Origin of the sequence: Robertmurraya mangrovi (assembly GCF_034427655.1) — a bacterium.
Taxonomy (GTDB): domain Bacteria; phylum Bacillota; class Bacilli; order Bacillales; family Cytobacillaceae; genus Robertmurraya_A; species Robertmurraya_A mangrovi.
Window position 1 is genome coordinate 293525 of sequence record NZ_JAXOFX010000004.1, and the last position, 21652, is coordinate 315176.

14 protein-coding genes and 1 pseudogene are annotated in these 21652 nt (G+C 34.0%); 8 read left to right on the forward strand and 7 right to left on the reverse strand.

The window, feature by feature from the left end:
• Window positions 1–440 precede the first annotated feature (440 nt).
• Together SM124_RS09065 and SM124_RS24170 are read left to right on the forward strand one after the other, a co-directional pair.
• Window positions 441–1539, forward strand: a pseudogene (locus tag SM124_RS09065) (YifB family Mg chelatase-like AAA ATPase).
• A 117-nt stretch (window positions 1540–1656) separates the two neighbouring features.
• A complete protein-coding gene (locus tag SM124_RS24170; RefSeq protein WP_507185122.1) occupies window positions 1657–1962 on the forward strand; it encodes a magnesium chelatase subunit ChlI family protein in 306 nt (101 codons plus the stop codon).
• A gap of 73 nt (window positions 1963–2035) precedes the next feature.
• Here SM124_RS24170 and SM124_RS09070 read toward each other — a convergent pair whose 3' ends face one another.
• The gene (locus tag SM124_RS09070) at window positions 2036–3133 is read right to left on the reverse strand and encodes a hypothetical protein (RefSeq protein WP_322446189.1); all 1098 of its coding nucleotides are present in this window, start codon (window positions 3131–3133) and stop codon (window positions 2036–2038) included.
• Window positions 3134–4042: 909 nt separating this feature from the next.
• On the opposite strand from SM124_RS09070, the gene SM124_RS09075 reads away from it, so the two are divergent.
• Window positions 4043–4228 carry a hypothetical protein gene (locus SM124_RS09075; RefSeq protein ID WP_322446190.1) on the forward strand — a complete coding sequence of 62 codons (186 nt, stop codon included), beginning with the start codon at window positions 4043–4045 and terminating at the stop codon, window positions 4226–4228.
• A 153-nt stretch (window positions 4229–4381) separates the two neighbouring features.
• Here the strand turns inward: SM124_RS09075 and SM124_RS09080 are convergent, their stop codons facing one another.
• The 4 genes from SM124_RS09080 to SM124_RS09095 all read right to left on the reverse strand — a co-directional run bounded on the left by SM124_RS09080 (window position 4382) and on the right by SM124_RS09095 (window position 8234).
• Window positions 4382–5287, reverse strand: a complete 906-nt coding sequence (locus SM124_RS09080) for an NUDIX hydrolase (RefSeq protein ID WP_322446191.1) — start codon at window positions 5285–5287, stop codon at window positions 4382–4384.
• A 9-nt stretch (window positions 5288–5296) separates the two neighbouring features.
• Window positions 5297–6166, reverse strand: a complete 870-nt coding sequence (locus SM124_RS09085) for a hypothetical protein (protein ID WP_322446192.1) — start codon at window positions 6164–6166, stop codon at window positions 5297–5299.
• A 10-nt stretch (window positions 6167–6176) separates the two neighbouring features.
• Window positions 6177–7232, reverse strand: coding sequence for a tetratricopeptide repeat protein (locus tag SM124_RS09090; RefSeq protein ID WP_322446193.1), 1056 nt, complete (start codon window positions 7230–7232; stop codon window positions 6177–6179).
• A gap of 651 nt (window positions 7233–7883) precedes the next feature.
• Window positions 7884–8234, reverse strand: coding sequence for a hypothetical protein (locus SM124_RS09095; RefSeq protein WP_322446194.1), 351 nt, complete (start codon window positions 8232–8234; stop codon window positions 7884–7886).
• A 194-nt stretch (window positions 8235–8428) separates the two neighbouring features.
• On the opposite strand from SM124_RS09095, the gene SM124_RS09100 reads away from it, so the two are divergent.
• The gene (locus SM124_RS09100; RefSeq protein ID WP_322446195.1) at window positions 8429–9187 is read left to right on the forward strand and encodes a hypothetical protein; all 759 of its coding nucleotides are present in this window, start codon (window positions 8429–8431) and stop codon (window positions 9185–9187) included.
• Between the two features lie 206 nt (window positions 9188–9393).
• Entirely contained in the window at window positions 9394–11067 is a 1674-nt protein-coding gene (locus SM124_RS09105) for an NPCBM/NEW2 domain-containing protein (RefSeq protein WP_322446196.1), read from the forward strand.
• Between the two features lie 80 nt (window positions 11068–11147).
• On the opposite strand, the gene SM124_RS09110 is transcribed toward SM124_RS09105, so the two are convergent.
• Window positions 11148–11915 (reverse strand): transglutaminase domain-containing protein, encoded by a 768-nt coding sequence (locus SM124_RS09110; RefSeq protein WP_322446197.1) that lies wholly within the window; start codon window positions 11913–11915, stop codon window positions 11148–11150.
• Window positions 11916–12271: 356 nt separating this feature from the next.
• Between SM124_RS09110 and SM124_RS09115 the strand changes: the two genes are divergently transcribed.
• Together SM124_RS09115 and SM124_RS09120 are read left to right on the forward strand one after the other, a co-directional pair.
• Window positions 12272–13864 carry an N-acetylmuramoyl-L-alanine amidase family protein gene (locus SM124_RS09115; protein ID WP_322446198.1) on the forward strand — a complete coding sequence of 531 codons (1593 nt, stop codon included), beginning with the start codon at window positions 12272–12274 and terminating at the stop codon, window positions 13862–13864.
• A gap of 266 nt (window positions 13865–14130) precedes the next feature.
• Entirely contained in the window at window positions 14131–17625 is a 3495-nt protein-coding gene (locus tag SM124_RS09120; protein WP_322446199.1) for a S8 family peptidase, read from the forward strand.
• 113 nt (window positions 17626–17738) lie between these two features.
• Here the strand turns inward: SM124_RS09120 and SM124_RS09125 are convergent, their stop codons facing one another.
• Window positions 17739–18650, reverse strand: coding sequence for an LCP family glycopolymer transferase (locus SM124_RS09125; protein ID WP_322446200.1), 912 nt, complete (start codon window positions 18648–18650; stop codon window positions 17739–17741).
• Window positions 18651–18788: 138 nt separating this feature from the next.
• Here SM124_RS09125 and SM124_RS09130 point away from each other — a divergent pair, with 138 nt between their 5' ends.
• Window positions 18789–21446 (forward strand): CapA family protein, encoded by a 2658-nt coding sequence (locus tag SM124_RS09130; RefSeq protein WP_322446201.1) that lies wholly within the window; start codon window positions 18789–18791, stop codon window positions 21444–21446.
• Window positions 21447–21652: the final 206 nt, after the last annotated feature.

Here is a 21652-nt window from a genome sequence, read left to right on the forward strand (position 1 = left end):
GAAATTTAGTCTAGTTTAAATTCTCTTCCAGTTTTCCTTCTATACTAATTATCTTTATTTATTAAGGACATTAAATGATCATAATGAAAAGGATGATGTAATTGCCAAGGGTTGCAAGAATAAAAAGCAACACTAAAACCTACCATATTAGATATTTATCATTTTATGTCTGTGAAAAAATCTCTAAATTCTTCCTTATCCATTTGTATAGATGTTGTTTTACTAATCCCAATAAGTTACATTCTTTTTTTATATAGATATGACAAACTTAGTTAGCCCCTAATCATTCATCTTCGTAATTACTACGAAATCATTTCTATTGCCACATTTACCTTTACTCTTTAAATACCTTCATTTTTACAAAAAAGAAGAAATTTTCAACAAAGTGTCTTTAAAAATTCTATAGAAGAATATTTAGGAAGACTCACGTGTCTACCAAAGTGAATAGTATTGGTCTAAAGGGCTTAGAAGGCTATCGTGTTCAGGTTGAGGTTCAAGTAACAGATGGAATAGGAGCTGTTGTCATCGTTGGCCTACCAGATGCGTCAGTAAAAGAGTCGAAAGAGAGGGTATCTGCTGCCTTACATCATATGGGTTATCCGTTGATTAATCAGAAAGTAATTATCAATCTTTCACCAGCTGAGCAAAAATAGAATGGGTCATTATTCGATTTGGCTATTGCATTAGGAGTTTTAAAAAGTGGCGGAAGATTAAAAGAGAATATAACTCAAGATACCGCGTTTATTGGAGCTCTATCCCTTGATGGAACAGTTCTTCCTGTTGAAGGAATGTTACCAGCTGTAGTAGCAGCAAAAAAATTACACATTAAAAAGTTGTATCTTCCTTATGATATGAAGATGCCAGAGATTATAATAGATGATCTCGAATTAATTTATATCTCCTCCATTCAAGATGAAAAAACCTACCTATCCGGTCAAACCATCTTTCCTTATACTACTCAAACCAGAGAGTTATTCAAAGAAATTAGTAAACATGAGCGGGACTTTAAACAAATTCTTGGTCATGAGCAAGCAAAAAGGGCTTTAGAAATCGCAGCTGCCGGAGGACATCATGTTATGTTGGAAGGTCCACCAGGATGGGGGAAAGGTTTACTTGCTGAACATTTTCCACGATTTTACCAGACCTTTCAAATGAAGCACAGCTAGAAAAAGTCAGCTTATATCAATTAGCTGGTGCAAATTATGACTCACTAGCTAGCCCTCCTTACAGACATCGTCATCATTCTGCATCAAGTGTTTCTATCATTGGAGGTGGACCTAGTCCTAAACCAGGAGAAGTGTCCTTAGCACACCGTGGTTTTTTTTTCTAGATGAACTAGCCGAATTCCCAAAGAAGACATTGGACATGCTCCGCCAACCCCTTGAAAATAAAAAAGTTACTATCAGTCGAGCCCACTCCACTGTCACCTACCCAGCTGACTTCCTCCTCATAGCTGCTATGAACCCCTGTCCATGTGGATATATAGGTTCTAATACTCATTATTGCACATGTTCCCCTAAACAAGTTCATTCTTATTAAAACAGCGTATCTAGTCCGATTCGGGATCGGATAGATATCTTACTATCTTTAAAACCGGTTATTTTAAAAGGGTCTAATTTTAATACTAATGAAACTTCCAAAGAAATTCAGGAGCGGGTGGTTAAGGCAAGAGAAAGGCAATATGAACGTTATCAAAAAGAGGTTTGTAATGGATCTGTTTTATTGGAGGATCTGTTAGGAAGAAGCCCGCTTACATCGAGTCAACAAAACATGCTTCAAAACTGGGGAATGAAAAAAGGCTTTAGTAATCGTGTTCAGATTAAGGTTATACGTCTAGCTAGGACTATAGCCGATCTAACAGGGAGTTTAACGATTGAAGATGCGCACCTGTGGGAGGCGTTAACTTTAAGGAGAGAGACGAAAAGGCTAGAAGTATTAAATACAAAAATTAAACAGAATTGATGGGAATAATAGACGGGAGAACGGAATCTGCGTTAATGGGATAAAAAGCCGAAAAGACCGCTCCCTTTGCCTATTAATTTTTATTATTTTCTAAGCTAGTCAGTATCTTAATCACTTCATTCCTTAATAATGTAATTTCTTTCTTATATTCTTTAGCAATTTTAATTGGATCTGAAATTCTCCGAGAATAAACATTGCTCTTACCTTTTTCGTATTCTATTATTTCTATATCCGTTGTATAGTAATACTTTCCGTTTTTCGATTTTACATATATTTCTTCTCTATAGGTTGGTGTTTTTGACATAATATAGGACTTATAGCTTTTAGTTTGAACTTTCTTTGGTGCCGTACTGAACGATTTGTAAGGACCTCTTTCAATTTTGGTTAAATCTTTAGAACTAATGGGAGTTCCTGTGTTGTATGAAATTCCACCACCTGTCTTAAACTCTACCTTTTTAGAACCCTGTTTTTTTACTAGTGTAATTAGGGGGCTTACCTGTTCTACTCCTTTTCCAGACAAATCCTCACTCATCACCTTCATAAGGGTGTAATCTGTAAATTTCTTCTCCAGTCCATTTAAGGTAAAGGTGCTATTTAATCTGTTTTTTTCTTTAGCTGAAAGGGGAAGAGAGGTAAGTTCAGAACGACAATCTTTAAAAATACGCCTAAAGTCGAAAGTTACCTTTGATTTTGACTTCTTATACCAAGAAGATTTAGTATATACCGTAATGTGAGTACCGGTTATTAATACACCTTTTTTTCCGTTATTTTTAATCGTGTATTGTTCGTAAGGTATAGTATGCTCATAATTACTAAATAAATTGTTGCCACTAATAGCTACAACCTCAATAATAGCTTGCTTTGAATTCTTCTCTACCGTGTTAGTACTAAAGGCAAAATAGTCTTCCTCACTTTTTAATACATCAGAGAACCTTTTTAAGAAGACTTCATAACTCACTTTGGATGACCCTTGATAAGAGTATTTGATGTCTCCAACAAATTCAGATTCATGCCCAACTGCAACCATAGTATAAAGTTCATTACCTTTTATGTAGGTTGGAATTTCATCCACTGGAAGGTTTACAAATTGTACAGATTTGCTTGAAGCTAACATGTTCAAGGGATTGAAGCATAGTAAAACCAATAAAATACTTAACATTTTTAATTTCATAATTTCCTACCCTCATAAGAACTTAATGATTATTAATGGTAAATAATACATTAATTTATACGTTTAAAGATTAAATTTATTACAAATAACAGGAACTTCTTGGAGTGAAGACCAGGAAGAGGGTTGCTGTGGTCTAGATAAGTTTGATCATATAATTCTATTATAGTTAACAACTATTTATTTAAAGGACATAGCTAACTAAAGTTTTTTTGATTTACTATAATGAATAACAACAAGTATTATTTTATAAATTCATTCGAATGGCAGCCTTACATTTCCTACAATTAATATTTTTGATATTTGTAAATGTAATATCTTGATATAGTAACTTAGATTTTGTGGGTACTTCTTTTCTGAAGACACGCTCACATTCACAATGTTTTTCATCTTTTACCGCATGTGTTTTATTTTTTATTGTTATAGTTGGAAAGAACATTATAATATAACCTCGGAATATATGGTATTTTTTGTATTTAAATAGTATTATAGTACTATATTAAAAGTAATTCAATTTTAAAGACCGAGTACGGTTCCATTGGTCAAATAATTTACGAGGTTAACGATTTTGAGGACATAGAAGAACGAAAAGTTGGTCTACTTGCTTCCACCTTATAGCATGATGAATCTTGCTCCTGTTGACCAAAACAGATTATACATAGCTAGGACAATTTCCGGTCTAAAACGGAATTTAACAATTGAAGATGCGCATTTGTGGGGGAGGTATTGACATTGAGGTAAGAGCCGGAAATCCTAAAAACCCCAAATGTTACAATTACAGGACTGGTGGTTACTGCCTCTGTGGTATAGGGGTATGAGAAGATATGTTGAATTATGTAAAAAAGTATTCATACATTAAATGTCGTAGTATATATATTACTGGTTATATTTGTAAAAGAAGGGGCCGTCCCTGTGGTTTCCTGTGATTACCAAGGTGGTTACATGAGTAAAGTAAGTAAACTTTCAGTAAATAAATCATATCAATTTAATAAACCTTTAGAAGAAATATTAATTAAAGGCAATGAGAAGGATTCATCAGTTCAAGAATTATTAACCGAACTAACAAAGAAGTTAGGCACTATATTTTATGAAAAATAATAAATATCTTTTATGTGTATAAATAATTTCCTTTGCCACATGAGCCGGTATTATTTTTTCATTTTCATCTCAATTTTAAGTAAGACCTATTCCTGGAGGCCCAAAGGGAACGTCCCTGTGGTTACCTCCTAGAAATATAAATATATGTTCAAATTAATCTTTATCATTATGCATCTCAATAACTCCAAACCTACTTTTTAGTAGTTCCCACACCGCAACCGCTGATATAGGAGACCATTCTAGATAGCGCAAATAAGGAATAATAGCTGCTGGATCTAGTTCTACAAAGAAATAGTGTCCTTCTTCAATCTCGTTGTAATCGTCAGCATTCTTCATGCCTTGAATTACTTCTTGTTTGTCCTTTTTAATGTTTGCATCAACAAGAAAAATAAGTTGTTTATCTCTAGTTTGTAGAGCTAATCCCCTAATTGAAAGGTTTTCCAAAGGGATGTTAATCCCAAGCTCCTCATAAATCTCTCTTTGTGCGGTAAGAAGCGGAGAAGGTTGTCCATGAGAATTAAAGTCAGTCCATTTAACTGAACCTCCCATCGCTCCTGAGGCACCAGTACTCATGCAATTAGGAAAGTTCTTCAGATGTTTTGAGCGTTTGGTAAGAAATAGGTAAGTATGTTCTCCCTCTTCAACGATCAAATTAATAACAACTGCTAATTCATTAGATAACATAGTAGGTGTATATGATTCTAGTTCAATTACCTCCTTTTCACTTAAAGTTTTATTGGTTGTTAAAAAGGAAGCAAAATCGGTCCATTCTGTTTCTAGTGTAAGCATGTTTTCTGTAATATTAAGCTGACTGCAACGTATATGATATTCACTATTGTAAGAGAGGTGTTTTAAGGCCTCTTTATATTTACGATCCAAACTTTTGTCATACATGAATCTATTTTCTTTATGATGAAATAAGTAAGTGTGATGATCCATACCAACTAACTTTATGGGATAAGATAGACCATATATTTGATATTGGTGGAGTCTTGAATTCAATTTTTTTAAATGTGGTAAGATACAATGCTCTTTATTGTATGATATTAATTTTTCCATTTCCATTCCTCAAAGTAACTGAATAAGAATACCAGTTTTATCATCATGCTTCTTTAAGCGCGGATAGAGGAAACATGCCGGATCCTTATCTTCTACCTCTTGAATCGTTTGAAACAGTTCTGAAACGCCTTTTTCAAAGGCTAACTCAGCACTTTTATGCCAACCACAATCTTTTTGATGTAGTTTCAATCCATCGGATAGTAACAATATCTTTTCCACATTAATTAGAGGTATAGAACCACTTTCCAAGTAAGATAAAGCTTCTGAACTACCATCAATAATTCCATATCCGCTTGTAGTATTAAGTTTGTTTCGATTTTCCCTTAGCAATGGAGTAATTTCTGCTCTACATTCACTGAACAGCTCTACTAACTTGTCTTGTGGTAGAGTATTGAGGCTGGTTTCTAATTCTATAGCTCGTTGATTTAATAATAAATGTAAGGTTGTTATGGACATTGCGTCTAATACATCTAAATGATCGTATGTTAGAGTCCTTATGGCTCCAGTTTTGTATTGAATGAAGATCATACAGTCCCCTGCGGATAAGTAATGTAGAGTGCTTTTATCAAGTTGAATAGCTGCAAGACCACAAGTACTCCTCTCGTACTTAGGAATATCTTGTACGTCCATACCTGTTATACGTTTCGTTTCTTGAGCCAAACTTTGATTTGCACTAGCAATAATCTTTTTCAGTGACTTTTCCTGACTATTTTCAATACCCTCTTTTACAATGGTTGAAGCAACATTACCCGCTAGGCCTCCAAGGCCTGTCGCTCCATCAATAGCGGCAAAGATATTTCTATTCTTATCGATGACATAGGCATCTTCGTTATTTACATTTGATCCTTTTTTGTATATATATTCTATCGAGCTAATCATTTAAACACCTCTATTTAATAAGCTTTACTAAAAATGGGCCAACAATTAATAATAATCCAATGAGAAAAATATATACCTGGTATATTCTTTTTACCTGTTTCGGCTGAAACAACATCCCTAAACTAACGTAACCTAAAAGTATGCACCCTGTTAAGATCATGATCAAATATGCCGTTTCGTGAAAGCTTTTATCACCAATCATATTTAAGGAACCGATTGTTAAGCTGATAATGGCTACAAAGAAACCTAAAAATTGTAAGTTATCCTTTTGAAGTTTTTCCATTGAAACAACCATGTTCTCTTTGGATTGTTCAAATTCTTCCTTTGTTTTATATAGCTCCTTTAGAATAAGGTGCGATTTTTCTTCCATTTGGATACGAGTTAGGTGAGATTGGTAATCATTTATACGGATGGAATAGTCTGTAATAGTTGAATCTTCAAGATCTATAGCTTTATGTATGGCACGTCTAGCCTCTGTGAAGTCTTTTCTTAACGCTAATAGACGTCCTCTCGTACAGTGAAACTTTGCATAGTGATTATCGAGTCTAACCACCTCATTAATTTTTATCATTGCGTCTTCTAAAATAGAGGGCGATACGTTTAGCTTATGCTCTTCTGCCTTCACAACAGACTCTACATAGCTATGTAATACCCCAACCTGCCTAGACAGTTCTGGATGCTGAGCAGCCTTTGAAGCACAAGACATTGCCATTTCGATATCATTTGGTGTATCAAACTGTTTGTAATATAACGCCTCAATATGATAATACAAAGGTAAATGTTCAAAATAAGCCCCGTAGTCCCTAAGTAATTCCCTATATATTGAGAAATTTTTCATCCGACGTGAATAAATACATAAGACAAAATAGCACTCAAAAGTAGCAGGCTGAGAAGAAGGAACCCTTTCCTTTAACCAGGTTAGTAAAAGATCAAACTCTGCCTTCGAAACATTTTGAGACGCATACTTCGTTAACTGCACTTCATATGTTCGCATTTTCATATCGGGAAGTGTTTCAGAGAATTCTAGGAATCTCGTAATTGTTTCAGGAGGAGATAAAGTAGTCATTTATTTCACCACTAATAGTAAATTTTTTGTTAATTATAATTTTATCATTTGGAATTATTAGTTACTAGTGAAAAAGAGTAACAGGGGATTAGTTTAATATTCTCTGCTAGACAAACCACGTCAATTAAAAATTTATGTATTAAATAGCCGCCATATGCTCTAATTAAATCTGCATATAACTTGATAGATGAGGCCATAAATGGTGGTGAGAAGGGGGTTCCTCTTAAACCTAAGTAACAGATGTTATAAAAATACATATGTGGAATCTTTGGTACTCTAGCTATTCGATTTGATTCATGGAGAAGGTAAGTAACCTCGTGACAATTCGAGGCTCTATTAGTAAGAATTTATTCTGTTATGTAAATATTTACCGTGTTAAAAATAATAAAGGACCAAAACTTTAAAAGTAATGATCCTTTTACTCTTTAAAACTGCTTAATCTGGCTAAGTACTCTACCTAGTCTTCCTTCTTTTTTTGCATTATATGTTGTTTTAAACCCTTGAGCCTCATTTAAGCTATGTCCATTTGTTTCAAGCTCATACTGAAGTTACTGAAACAGTACATTGAATGCTCGGTCAGAATTCTTTTCCATTAGAGAAGCAGCTTCTTGATATTTTTTACCAAGATATCATTTTTAGACGACTTATTACTTACATACTTACATACTCAGCTTTTGCTTCGACAACTAGCTGGTCAATCTTACTTGTCTCTTGTGCTTCTAACTCACTGAATAAGGAGTTGAATTTTCCTTTTATTTCTTCTAAGGATTTCTCTTCATCTTTGATAGTAGCCTTTTCTGTTTTCCCTTTATGAACATTCTTAGACTGCAGTGCTGTTTTATTTTTATCATTCTTTTTTTCTTGTTCTTCTTGATTTTTTTTTGTTGTTACAGCGGCAGATTTAGCAGTGCTATTATTAATTTCTTCATTATCTTCCTCAATCGTTAGTACGGTTGCTTTCCCATCCTTTTCCTTCTGAACAACAGGAATCGTTGTTTTCATTTCACTTTTCTTATAACCGTTTTTTTCTAAAGTTGTGTGAGCATTAGTCCCCCAGGTCCTTTTTTTCTCTGTCTTTTTTGTCTCTAAAAATACTGTTAAGTAGGAAACTTTTAATGGAAAAATTTCAATTTTATAGTAAAATATACACATAGATTCTTTATAGTCTAATTTTCCTATCAGGAGGATGTTCAAAGATGTTAAAAAAACTATCAAAAATAGTAGTCCTAGCTTTTGCTCTAAACTTTTTAATGTTAACAGCAGGACAATTTATCGGTATTAACAACGAACAAGAAGTACATGCAGCAAAGAAAAAGATGACTCAAAAGATTTTCAATAAAGAGGCTTCTAAGTTATCTAAGTCTGTGAAAAGCTACAAATCTGAGCAATTAGAATTAGTTGAGACATTGTACAACAATAGATTGTCAAATGCATCTAATTTCGGGCTTTTCTTTGAGGAAGACACACTGGGTCTATCTGATGATGAACTAATAGAGTATTATTTAGGTATAGTTCAAAAGTTTGCTGACCGTGATGATATATTAGAGGAATATTTCCATCAAGACGAGATTGATATCATTGCTGATTACATGTACGATATCCAATCAGTTAATACGAAAATAACTAAACTATTAACGAAAATCAAAGAGTACGAGACAAAATATAATAGTTCAGTAAAATCAAAAAAATATGATTCAGCTCTTAAAGTTAGAAAAGATCAAATCAAAGCTTATAAACAATTAGGTTCTATACTAGAAGAGGGAATTAACCTGGAGTATGAATTATATTATGAAACTGAGGAGCTTTTTGAGTATATAAGTTATCCTGGTGACGAGTACGAGGAAGAAGAAGATTACGAAGAAGACTATGAAGAAGAGTACGAAGAAGATTATGAAGACGATTATGAAAATGAAGATGATTACTCTAACGAAGAAGACGAGGAATTTCTTTATTAAGCTAATCTTTTAGTAGAAATTAAAAGCAGTTTAAAGGCCTAGCTCTCATCAGCTAGGCTTTTTATATTCTTTGAGTAGGGTTGAAGTATGAATCATTCATATGAAGTTAGTACAAACTATCTAATCTCTTTTTTAAAATACCTTTAATCTAGGTATTATTTATTATATACTTATAGCAACTAATATATGGAAAGGGAGAAATAATATTGAAAAAGAATCTCGTGTTTTACTTCTTAGCTACATTTTTACTATTAGGAACCCTATTGCAAATTGAACCAGCAAATGTTCATGCACAATCAAGTGAATTGTACTTAACTAGTGATTTAGTGACTAGTGAAAAAGATGCTTATTTTGATAAATGGAGTAGTGGAAGCTTCGAGGATACTTCGGGGCATTATAGCCCTAAGGGGATTGGTTTAGAACCTTATTATTCTAGTATTTATAGAACTTTTGCACAATTTCATATTGAAGATTACTCTTACACAACATTAGAGACAAGAGTAGGGCTTCAAAATGGTTGGAACACTGGAGACCGTGGAGAAACAGAATTTATTATCTATGCAGATGATTTAAGAATTTATAGTAAAACCTTTTCTAATACTACGCCTCCGGAGGATTTAAAGCTACAGATCCCTACTGGAACAAAGTACATAACTTTATATGCAGTTATGAGTAAAGGATCGCAAGGAAATCATGGGGCAATATTCGGTAACGCTAGGTTAACGAACACTTTACCTGCTTCCAGCAAAAAAGATATTTTAGCTTTAGATAATATTGGTACGTCCTCAGAAAAGGATGCATATGGTAGCGGTTGGAATTCTTCACCATTTAAAATGTCTGATGGGAAGCTAGTTGCTAGAGGTTACGGTTTATCTCCTTATTATTCTAGTACAACTAAAACTTACGCAACTTTTAATATACAGGATTATAATTATTCAACTTTTGAAACTAGAGTATCTTTAGACAATAAATGGGTAACAGGTGACAGAGGTAAGACAGAAGTAGTGATCTATGCAGATAATAAAAAGATTTATTCAAAAACCTTTAACAATAAAACATTAGCTCAAAATCTAAAACTAAGCCTTCCAAAAGGAACCAAGTATCTTACTTTATATGCTCTAGAAGAGAAAGGGACACAAGGAAATCACAGTGTGATCTTTGATAATCCATTCCTATCTAACAGTTTAAAGGCAAAATCAGCGGATGATACAGTTTCCCTTTATAATTTAGGAACGGCTGAGGGTAAGGATGCATATAGAGGCCAATGGAGCTCATATGTCTTCCAAATGTCAAATGGGCAATTAGTTCCTCACGCATATGGTTTAAAACCATATTATAGCAGTACATTTGAAACATATGCGAAATTCTTTGTAGCCGATTATTCATCTTCTTATCGTTCTCTCGAAACAAAAATCTCCCTGGACAACAAGTGGAGAACTGGAGACCGTGGTAAATCTGTTGTTTATGTTCTAGCAGATAATAAGGTGATTTATACAACAACTTTCACTAATAAAACAGCTGCTAAAAACGTGGTATTATCTTTACCTTCAAATACCAAGTATTTAACGTTTAAAGCTAGTCACTCAAAAGGTGGTTATGGTCACGGTGTCATCATTGAAGATCCTAAACTAACTAAACGTCCTGCAGCACCGTCTGTAAGCAAAATTACAGCTAAAACAACAAAAGTGTTTGGAAAAGCAAAGGCTAATTCAACCGTAACGGTAAAGAATGGCAGTAAGACCATTGCAAAAGCAAAAGTTAGCAGCAAAGGAACATACTCAGTTAGAATTCCAAAACAAAAAGCTGGCACTAAGTTGAAGTTTTATGTTACTTATAAGGGTTCAACTAGCGCTGCCAAACAAGTAACAGTTGCTAAATAGTTAAAATAGGGTAAGTACGAAAAAGGAGTCTTCAAAAATGAAGACTCCTTTTGATAGATATAAACGAGAAACCATTTCATCTACAGTGCCTTTGGATACTTTGTTGTATTCCAACGATGGTCTTTTTTCAATTCCTTATCTGACACCATAAAATAGTCATGTCTTAGGATCTGTTTTCCGTCGTATGTAATAGGGTCATTCCAAGTAGGATCCACATGGAAATATTTTTTCCCAACCTTTACTAAGTTCCAAGCATGTCCTTCCCAGCCACCATAGCTATTAGCATCCCCTGTGACAATATAGTTTGTGATACCCTCTTTGTTTAAAAATATCTTCATGGCATAGGCATAACCTTGACAAACTGCCACTCCCTTAACTAAAGTTCCATAGGAGTTATAGCTGCTGTCAGGAATGGAACCTTTTTGATAATTCTTAATGTCATACTTAGTGTTATTGACGATGTAATCATGATAGTATTTAATTTTCTCTTTTATTGTCTTTTTGACTTGGGCTTTTTTATAGACAGAATTTACTTTCTTATTAAGCTTAGATATTTGCCCTTTAATGGTTTTTTTTGATCCAGAATAACCTAATATTAACCTTCCATCGGACCATAATAGAGTTTTAGAATGATTAAAGTAAAAGATTTCTGGATGATCTTCTAATACTTGATTTAATACATTAAACACCTGTTTGTTATATTTGACCTTAACCTCTGGTTGAAGCTTAATTAAAGCTGTGTAAATGGTTTTATAATTAGGATCCTTTGATAGATTAGATTTTGCGGAAACTGGTTGAAATGGTAACAGTAATAAGACCATACTAAAAAGAATCAATAACCTTTTCATAGCTGAGCATCTCCTAAACAATGAAAATATATTTCTAATATCAATTATATAATAAAACTTATCTCTAAAATACTTCATAAAAGTCTATTAGTATCAAAAATGGTAAAAAAAGCTTGATATAATTTTTTTTGCGCAATTTATCGAAAATTCATACTATACAACAATACTTATATAAAAAGCTGTTTAGCGAAAAAGTTAGTAAACTCCAACAAAAACCAATAAAATCATTATATAGATATACCTTTAACCGTTAATTTCCAAAAAAAATGTCGGTTTTGGGTAAAAATCCCCTCTCTTTCATGTTACTATTGATTTATATTAGTAGTATCCTATTAAAACTAACAGGGGGGGACAATATGATGAGCAAAAATTTATTAACTAGACTGATATGTTTCATATTAGTTTTCACTCTATTTACTCCTACATTTGGTCAAAAGACGGCGGAGGCAGCTTCTGTAGGCTGGAAAGTCAATGCTGATGTATTAAATGTAAGAGAAAAACCTGGAACGAAGTATAAAATAGTAGGGAAATTGAAAAAAAATCAAACGGTTACTCTACAAGAAAGAAAAGGTAGCTGGTCGAAAGTTACTTATGGTAAAAAAACAGCTTGGGTTGCATCAAAATACATAACATATAAAGCGTGGTCAGGGTATGTCTCTGCTAGCACTTTAAATGTGAGAAAATCCCCTACGACTAAATCTTCAGTTGTTTCTAAGTTAAAAAAAGGAACAAAAGTTAAAATAGTGGCACAGCAAGGTAGTTGGCTGCAAATATCCTATAAGAATACTAAAGGCTGGGTTTCTTCTACCTACGTTACCAATAAGGTTGTAAAAGCAAATGTAACAAAGCCTAAATCAAGTATAGGGGATTACTATGTAACAGCTACTCTTCTAAATATAAGATCTAAACCTAGTACATCTTCAGATATTCTATATCGAGTAACTAAAAATACAAAAGTTGAATTGCTAGAAAAGAAAGGTGACTGGGGACTAGTTAGAAATTCGGCCGGTAAAGAAGGTTGGGCTTACTTTTCTTACTTAAGTTCAAAAAAGCAGAGTGAACCTTCTAAACCTCAAAAACCGGAGGAACCAGATCCATCAGAAGAAAATGGAGAAAACGATGAAACTGAAGAAACTGAGAACCCGGAAGAAACGGAACAACCGGAACAACCGGAGGAATCAGAACAAACGCCAATTGATGAGCATACTTCATATACCGTTGTACTAAAAGAAGAAAGTAACATTCGTGAGGGGCAAGGAACCCAGTATAAAAAGATTGCTGTTGAAAAAGCAGGAACAAGATTGATAGCACTTGGTGAGAAGGACGACTGGGTACAAGTACAAACAAGTAAGGGGTTAGTAGGCTGGGTTGCAGGTTGGCTAACCGTTCCCTTAGGTACATCTGGCCCGTTAAAAGGTAAGGTCTTTGTTCTAGATGCAGGTCACGGTGGAAAAGATCCTGGCGCAATGGGGAAAATTACAAATGAGAAAACTCTTAATCTAAATACAACTTTTGAAATAGAAAAGCTCCTTAAAAAAGCTGGTGCTGCAGTTGTATTAACAAGAACGAATGACACTTACTTAACACTTGATCAAAGAGTTACCATTAGCCATAACATTAAACCAGATGCCTTTATCAGCGTCCATTATAATGCGGCTACAAAGACTAGTTCTGGTGTAATGACATTCTACTACAGTAAGGCAAAGGACCTTCAGTTAGCAAATGCTATTCAAAAGAAATTAGCAGAAGAAACGTCTCTAAAGAACCAAGGAGTGCGATACGGTAACTTTCATGTAACTAGAGAAAATAAATATCCTTCTGTTTTATTAGAACTAGGTTTTATTTCAAATCCAACGGAAGAAAAATTAATTGCTACAAAATCATACCAACAAAAAGCAGCTTTAGGAGTATACAAAGGTATACTAGACCATTTTAAAGTAAGTGAATAATAAGTCGTTTAACCCTCAGGAATTATTTCGTGAGGGTTTTTATATATATAAAATCATACTAAAGTAGTGTTTATTTCCACTAATTGAAAAAAATGAAACTAATTTACTTTCCATTCGTCTAATATATCAGGAATAAGTTTAGAGGAAAAATATGTAAAAATAACACGAAAAATGGACTAAACTTTCACAAGATATTTAACTATTAGTCTGTTATACTAACTCTGACTTATTACCTTAGTAAAAAATAGAAGTAAGGGGGTTATTTAATGAACAAATGGGCCAAAAAATTAACGATGCTAGGTCTAAGTGTTAGTTTGGTCGGTGCAGCATTCACTCCAAGTCTTACATACGGTCAATCAAAGACGGTCGTTACAAAAGCAGCTTTAAAATTAGAGCAACAAGAAGCAAACTGGTTAAAAGAAAAGAAAAAGGATGAAAAGGAAAGATCTTTTTACAGCGAAGATACACTAGTCATTAAATATAATAAGCCGTTAACAGTAAGTGACCATAAAAAAGCTGGTACAACGGTAGTTAGGCATGTTGCTGCCCTGAAATATGTAGTTGTTAAATTAAATAGAAATACAGAAATGAATGAGGCAATTGCTGCTTATGGCAAAAGTGCAAATGTTCTCTCAGTTGGCCCAAGTGCTCTCTTAACTACTCTAGGTACAGTAGATCCTAAAGTCAAACAGTCCTATCATTTATCACTATTACAGATTGAAAAAGCACAAAAGCTTGCTGGGAAGAATGCTGTAACAGTAGCAGTCGTTGACACTGGAATGGACTCTAAGCACCCTGAGTTATCAGGTAATTTACTCCCTAGCTATAATACAGTTGTTCCGTTAAACCAAGGATTGCCAGATTATCATGGCACACATGTAGCTGGCATTATTGCTTCCAAAAAGGATAACGGTATAGGTTCATATGGTATTAATCCGAATGCTAAGATTCTACCTGTTGATGTATTTAATAGAGGATGGGGTGCTTCAGATTACCATATAGCAGAAGGAATACTACATGCGATTGAAAAAGGTGCTAAGGTAATTAATATGAGCCTAGGTGGTCCTGGAAAGCTTCCGATTGTAGAAGATGCCATTAAACTAGCACTATCTAAAAATATTACCGTAATAGCGGCTGCAGGAAACAACGGTGACGATATGAATATGTATCCTGCATCCATTGAAGGGGTTATTAGTGTAGGTTCTACTAATAAAGATAATAAACTTTCATCCTATTCTTCATATGGATCATCAATAGACATAGTGGCGCCTGGTGAGAATGTTTATGCACCTATTTATGATTATGATAGAGATATAAGTTTCGACTATTTAAGTGGTACATCTATGGCATCACCAGTTGTAGCAGGAGTGGTATCTCTACTGTTATCCAAACACCCTAAACTAACACCGGCTGAAGTGGAATATATTTTGAAACATTCAACCAAAGACCTTGGTGAAAAAGGATATGATACTAAATACGGTCACGGTTTAATTAATCCAGTTGCTGTTCTTTCATATGATATTAAAAAAATTCCAGCTTCCATTAAGGCACCTAAAACGGAAAAAGAAATCCTTGCCCAAGCAAAAAATGTTGAGTTCAGTGAGAATAAATTTGTTAACGAAGGTAAAATAACAAAAGCTAACGAAACACACTGGTTTAAGATGAATGTAAAAAAAGGTGAGTTCTACCAAACCTCATTAATGGGATCAAAGAAGTACGATTACCAATTTAAACTACATTTATATTCCTCAAAAGATGAGCTAGAAACCGTCAATGAGGTAAAGGAAGGAAAAACAGAAGGAAGATTAATAGAAATACCTAGGGATGGAGTACTAGTGGTTGGAGTTAAAGATTCCAATAATCATTATGATGACTCTGGAAAAGGTTTATCAAACTATAAATTATCTATTGAAAAAGCGGATGGAGTAAAAGAGGATGGAAACGATTTACAAAACGTTACAGAGGTTACGACTACTCCATTCAAATTAGATGGACTTACGTTTACAGGAAAAGACGGCGATGATGATTTCTTTAAAATAAATGTCGAAGATCCAAAAATGATAAAGATTAAGACTACAGCTGTACCGGGAATTGATCAAACTATTAAGGTATATCCTGCAGATCAATTGTTACTTCCACCTTCACCTGAGGGAGAACAAGCAACAGTAGATTTAGAAAAAATCATGGAAAACCCAATGTTCATAGGAAGTTCCTTTGGAGTAAGTGAAGGAGAAGAACTGATTTTTGATGCAATGCCGCAAATGGAATATATGATCGTTGTATCAAATAAGAAGAATCCTTACTATTACGATTATTATTCAATGATGTATGGAAATGCTGATGTAAAAGTAGCTCCTTCTCTTGCGCCGTATACAATTGATATTGTGTCCCGTGAAATACCGGCTGATGAGGATGGATGGCCAAATAACGGACCATCACCGGAAGAAAAGCTTGAAGATGGAACGATTGCTACTAAAGAATATGCAGAAATAAAAAAGGCTCAAACTCCTAATATCGGTAAATTAGATGAAGCTAAGAAGGAATTAACGGAAGAAGAAAAGTGGATGAAACAAGTAATGGAGCTAGCTCTACCTTATGAAATTGGTAGCAAAGCTGAAGCGTTTTTACAAAGCCGTGGGGATGAGGATTGGTATAAACTATCACCTTCTAAAACAGGTATTTATCAGTTTAATTTAACCGGTGAAGAAAGTGATATGCCTGCCATGCAAATCTTAAAGGTTAGTGAATATAAAGATGAAAAAGGTAATAAATATTCTTACTTTGAACATGTCGGTAATAATGCTGATTATGGTTGGTATGGTGATAAGGTAAATGAAAAATTCTATGTAGGGCTAAAAGAAAACGAGCATTATTATCTAGTTGTATCACCGGTATATGGAAAGCTTCCATATAACAACTATAGCTTTAACTCAAAATTAGTGTTAGAAAATACACAAGATCAACACGAAGATAATGATACTTTTGAGAAAGCTAAAGAGATTAAGTCGGGCTCTATCCATGCAAATTTTGCTATGTCAAATGACCAAGATATTTATTACTACAAGTCAAAAGCAAAAGAGTTAGTGGGAATCTCCATCGGACAGGAAAAGCTCTCTAGTGCTAAGGCTTCCAAGTATCCAAAAGAATTACAAGGTCAAATCTTCACATATGCAATGGTTGTAGAAGATACGAATAAAAATAAAAAACTAGACAATGAAGAAGCGAATAATGTCATGTTCATTGAACAAGGCATTATGACTGGTAAAACCACAGGCGCGTTCAATGCTAAAAAAGGAAAGAATTACTTCATCGTTGCAAGTGGATTTGTTGATCATCCATCACGTCTGAGCTTAAATCCTTACAATCTGACCATCAAGCCTGCTATGAAAAAGGATGAAGATGCAGGGAATTTAGTGAAGAAAAATACACCTTCTAAGCCATTGAAGCTAAAGAAGGTAAACTCGAAAAAGTGGCAAGGAACTGGTTATCTAAACCCGGGTGTCCCTTATGGTGATGAAGATTGGTATGTCCTTGAACTAGATAAATCAAGAAAAGTGAAATTCACGTTAACGGCTTCAGGAGAAATTGATGGAGTCATTTCTGTATATCAAAATGGAAAGAACCTAAAGACTTCTAACTATTACCGTAGTGGAGACGCTGAAGTGATGACATTATCACTGAAAAAAGGGAAGTATTATATTAAAATAAAAGATGAGTTTGGTAACGCTAGTATTAATCCTTATACTTTAACGATTGAATAATCAAAACGAAATCCCCTCATTCTTTGAGGGGATTTTGTTTTGATATCTGTAATCTGTAATCTGTAATCTTTGTGTTAATTACTTACAATGCGAACCTAACTAGTTTAGTTGCTTTATTGAACCTCTATATGACTCTTTAACTCCGATTGGACACTCTGTAATTCCTCATCTGAAATTATTTCATAATAAATATTATTAATCAATTGTCCCTGAGCAGTAAAGTGGAGCTGTTTGATGTTCTTTCCTGCATCTCTATAATTTTTCTGTATATCAAGCATCTGGTCAAGTTGAAGATTTGTTTTCACATTGGCACCTAATACCTTCAACACATCATCAATCTTTGTTATGGAACTAATACTTACTCCTTTTTTTACGATTCCTTGGATAATCTGGCGTTGACGGAGTTGTCTTCCAAAGTCCCCTTGAGGATCCTGTTTTCTCATCCTAACATAGGCTAATGCTTGGTTTCCGTTTAAGTGGTTTTCTCCTTCTTTAAAATGGTGGCCACCTTCTGAAAAGGCAAAAGCACTATGGACAGTAATTCCGTCTAACGAATCAATAATATCTTTAAATCCTAACATATTAATTTTTATAAAATAATCAATGGGGATATCAAGGAGATTCTCAACAGTAGCCATTGACATTGCCTCTCCACCGAAAGCGTAAGCATGATTGATTTTGTCAGTTGTTCCATGGCCTATAATCGCTGTTCTCGTATCACGTGGAATACTGAGCATTTTTACTGAGTTCTGATTGGGGTTGACGGTTAAGACAATCATGGTGTCGGATCTTCCTTTGTCTCCTTCTCGTTCATCGACTCCAAGTAACAAAACGGAAAAAGGGTCTCTTTTTACTAACTCCACTTCTTCCATTCGTTTCGTAGACTTATGTTTAACAGGATGATGCATGGTTTCTACTGTTTTACTAACAGAATGGTACAAAGAAAACCCGTAAGCTCCAATTCCAAAAATAACTAGTAAAAAGCTCGCTCCCATTATGTAAAGCCATCTTTTCTTTTTACTCACCTTATTTTCCTCCAAAAGGTTATCACCAAAATTAGTGAAAAATTATCTATTATTAATATTAATATTCTATATTTCGACAAACAAGTTATAACAGTATAGTTATAATTATCCTGGGTAAAAAGTACGAGGAGTGATAATTTGGTTCTTTCAAGTAAAAATTTAAGAGTTATGCTAGTTGTATTATTCATTTTGCAATTCATTACACCTACTCCTAAGGTAAGTGCAGTAAGCCAAACAACCAATCAAAAATTTCAGGTAGATGTGTCTAAAGCATTAAATAGTTATATAAAAAAAAATGGGGGAAATATTACCCTTCAATACCAGGATTTAATTACAGACGATCAGTTTCATATTAATGGAGATTCAAAACGTGCTGCAGCCAGTACCATTAAACTTCCGTTAGCTCTTTATGTGATGGAGCTTGCTGCACAGAAGAAAATCAACTTAAATAAAAGGCTGACGTACAAAAGTTATCACTATTATGGTGGTAGTGGAGTTATTCAATATCATAAAGTCGGTAGTTCTTATACGGTTAAGGATTTAGTTAAAAAGGCAATGGTACATAGTGACAATATAGCTTTTATTATGTTAAGAGAAATGGTGGGGCGTCAAAATTTCATTAATTATATGAAAAAAATCGGTGGGAAATATACATATCCAAATGGTCAAAACATGACATCGGCAAAAGATCTAGTCATCTATGCAGATTATTTGTATAAGTTTTCACAAAAATCATCTTTAGGAAAAGAACTAGTAACCTATTTAAAAAATACAGATTATAATACTACTATTCCTAAAGGCATTAAAGGTGTCGAAACAGCTCATAAGGTTGGAATGATACCAATGAATAAAATTTATAATGATATTGGCATTGTTTATGATAAGAATCCATTCGTTTTAGCTGTAATGACTAATAACCTCTCTTATGAAAAATCTCAAAAAGTAATTGCTGATATCGCTGCAATTGTTTATAAGTATCATAAAGTGAAAGATTCTGCCCAATACATCAAGGTTAAAAGTGATGTGCCTGTTTATAGTAAGAATTCAAGTAAATCTATAAAACTAACAAAGCTTTTAAAAGGTCAGTACTATAAAGTGAAGGCTAGTAAAGGTGATTGGTATCAATTACAAGTAGGAGAGAAAACGGGTTATATTAGGAAAAAGAGTGTAACTAGTTACCACAAAATAACAAATGCTAGTTTTTCAAACAAAATAAAAAACTATGGTTTATTGAAAATCATTAAAACAGCTGATGTATGGAGTAAGTCTTCTAAGAATAGTAAGAAGATTGCTACTGTCTATAAAAATATTGAAATGACATTTGATTCAGAAACGAAAGGTTTTTATAAAATAAGCATTGGAAACCGAGTTGGATACATTCATAAAGAGGCTATTGAGCTCCAATTTACAAAGGCGATTAAATTTTTTGAGGCGAACAAAGAACAATTACCAATTTACAGTGATAAAACGAGTAAATCAAACGTAATTGGCCATTTAATGAAGGGTGAAGTATTTCCGAGAGTAAAGGACCACGGAAACTGGCATGAAATTCAGCTTGGTTCAGAGAAAGCTTTTATAAAAAAAGCAGAAACGAAAGCTGTTTTTAAAACAACGATAAGTGACTCTTCAAACAAGAAAGAAACCGTAGGAAAACTCCTGCTTACAAGAATAGTAGAAGTGTATGACTCTTCTGGGGAAAATATGATAGGTACCCTCTCTAGTGGAAAAGTGTTTGCCTTTATTGGAAAAGGGGAAGATGGTTATACGATTAACCTTTCTGGAAGATTAGGATATATTTCTGGTGATGGAATTGAAGAGTTGATTGAAGAAAATCAAGTGGTGGCAGCTAGTAAAAATAAGACGATACCAATCACACTTACTTTTGCTGGAGATATGATGATGGATTGGTCCATTAAAAATACGATAAAAAAACATGGAGTTGATTATCCCTTCAAACAAGTAAAGAAAGAGGTAACGGCGAGTGATTTGTCAATCGTTAATCTCGAATCTGCTGTTACAACGAGGACGGCAAAGTATGCGAAGGAATATAATTTTAAATCGAATCCTGATTCATTGAAAGGAGTAAAAAATGCAGGCTTTGATGTAATCTCTCTTGCTAATAATCATACAATGGATTTCAAAAGAGAAGGCCTTATTGACACGATGAAAGCACTAAAAAAATATAAGCTAGATTATGTAGGAGCTGGCTATACATCTAAAGAGGCTTATAAGGCTAAAACATATGATATTCAAGGGAAAAAGGTGAAAATATTGGCTTTTTCTCGTGTCTTACCAAACATAGATTGGAAGGTACAGTCTAACCGGGCAGGCATTGCAGATGGATACAATATTACTCTCATGACAAGTACCATTAAGAGAGAATCAAAAAATGCAGATTACCTATTTGTTTATATTCACTGGGGGACTGAACGTAGCAAGAAACCTCAAGAATTCCAAAGAGTATGGGCTAAACAGATGATAGATGCAGGAGCATCAGGAATTATTGGTAGTCATCCACATGTTCTGCAGGGATTTGAATATTACAAAGGGAAGCCCATTGCTTATTCATTAGGTAACTTCTTATTTCCTGATTATGTTAAGGGCGACACAGCACAAACTGGATTACTAAACCTAACATTAAGTGGAAATAAGATCAGTATGGACTTTACACCTTACTACATTTACAAAGACCAAATAAGAAAACAAAATAAAGAAGAACAGAAAAAGGTATGGAGAAATCTGCAGTCTATTTCCTATAATGTTTCTATTTCCGATGGAGTGATTAAGAAAAAATAAAAATAGTGGGTATTCCTTTATGGAATACCCGCTATTTTTATTAATTTTCTGTAAATATAATTGTACCTGTACATAGGAAGTGATTTATTTGCTTACAAAAATAGTCGTAAAAATAGTGAAACAGTTACTATTGTATTATCATTATCAGGAGTTGAATAACCAGTATATGCACGATAATCATCAGGGTTTATACATAAACTACTAAA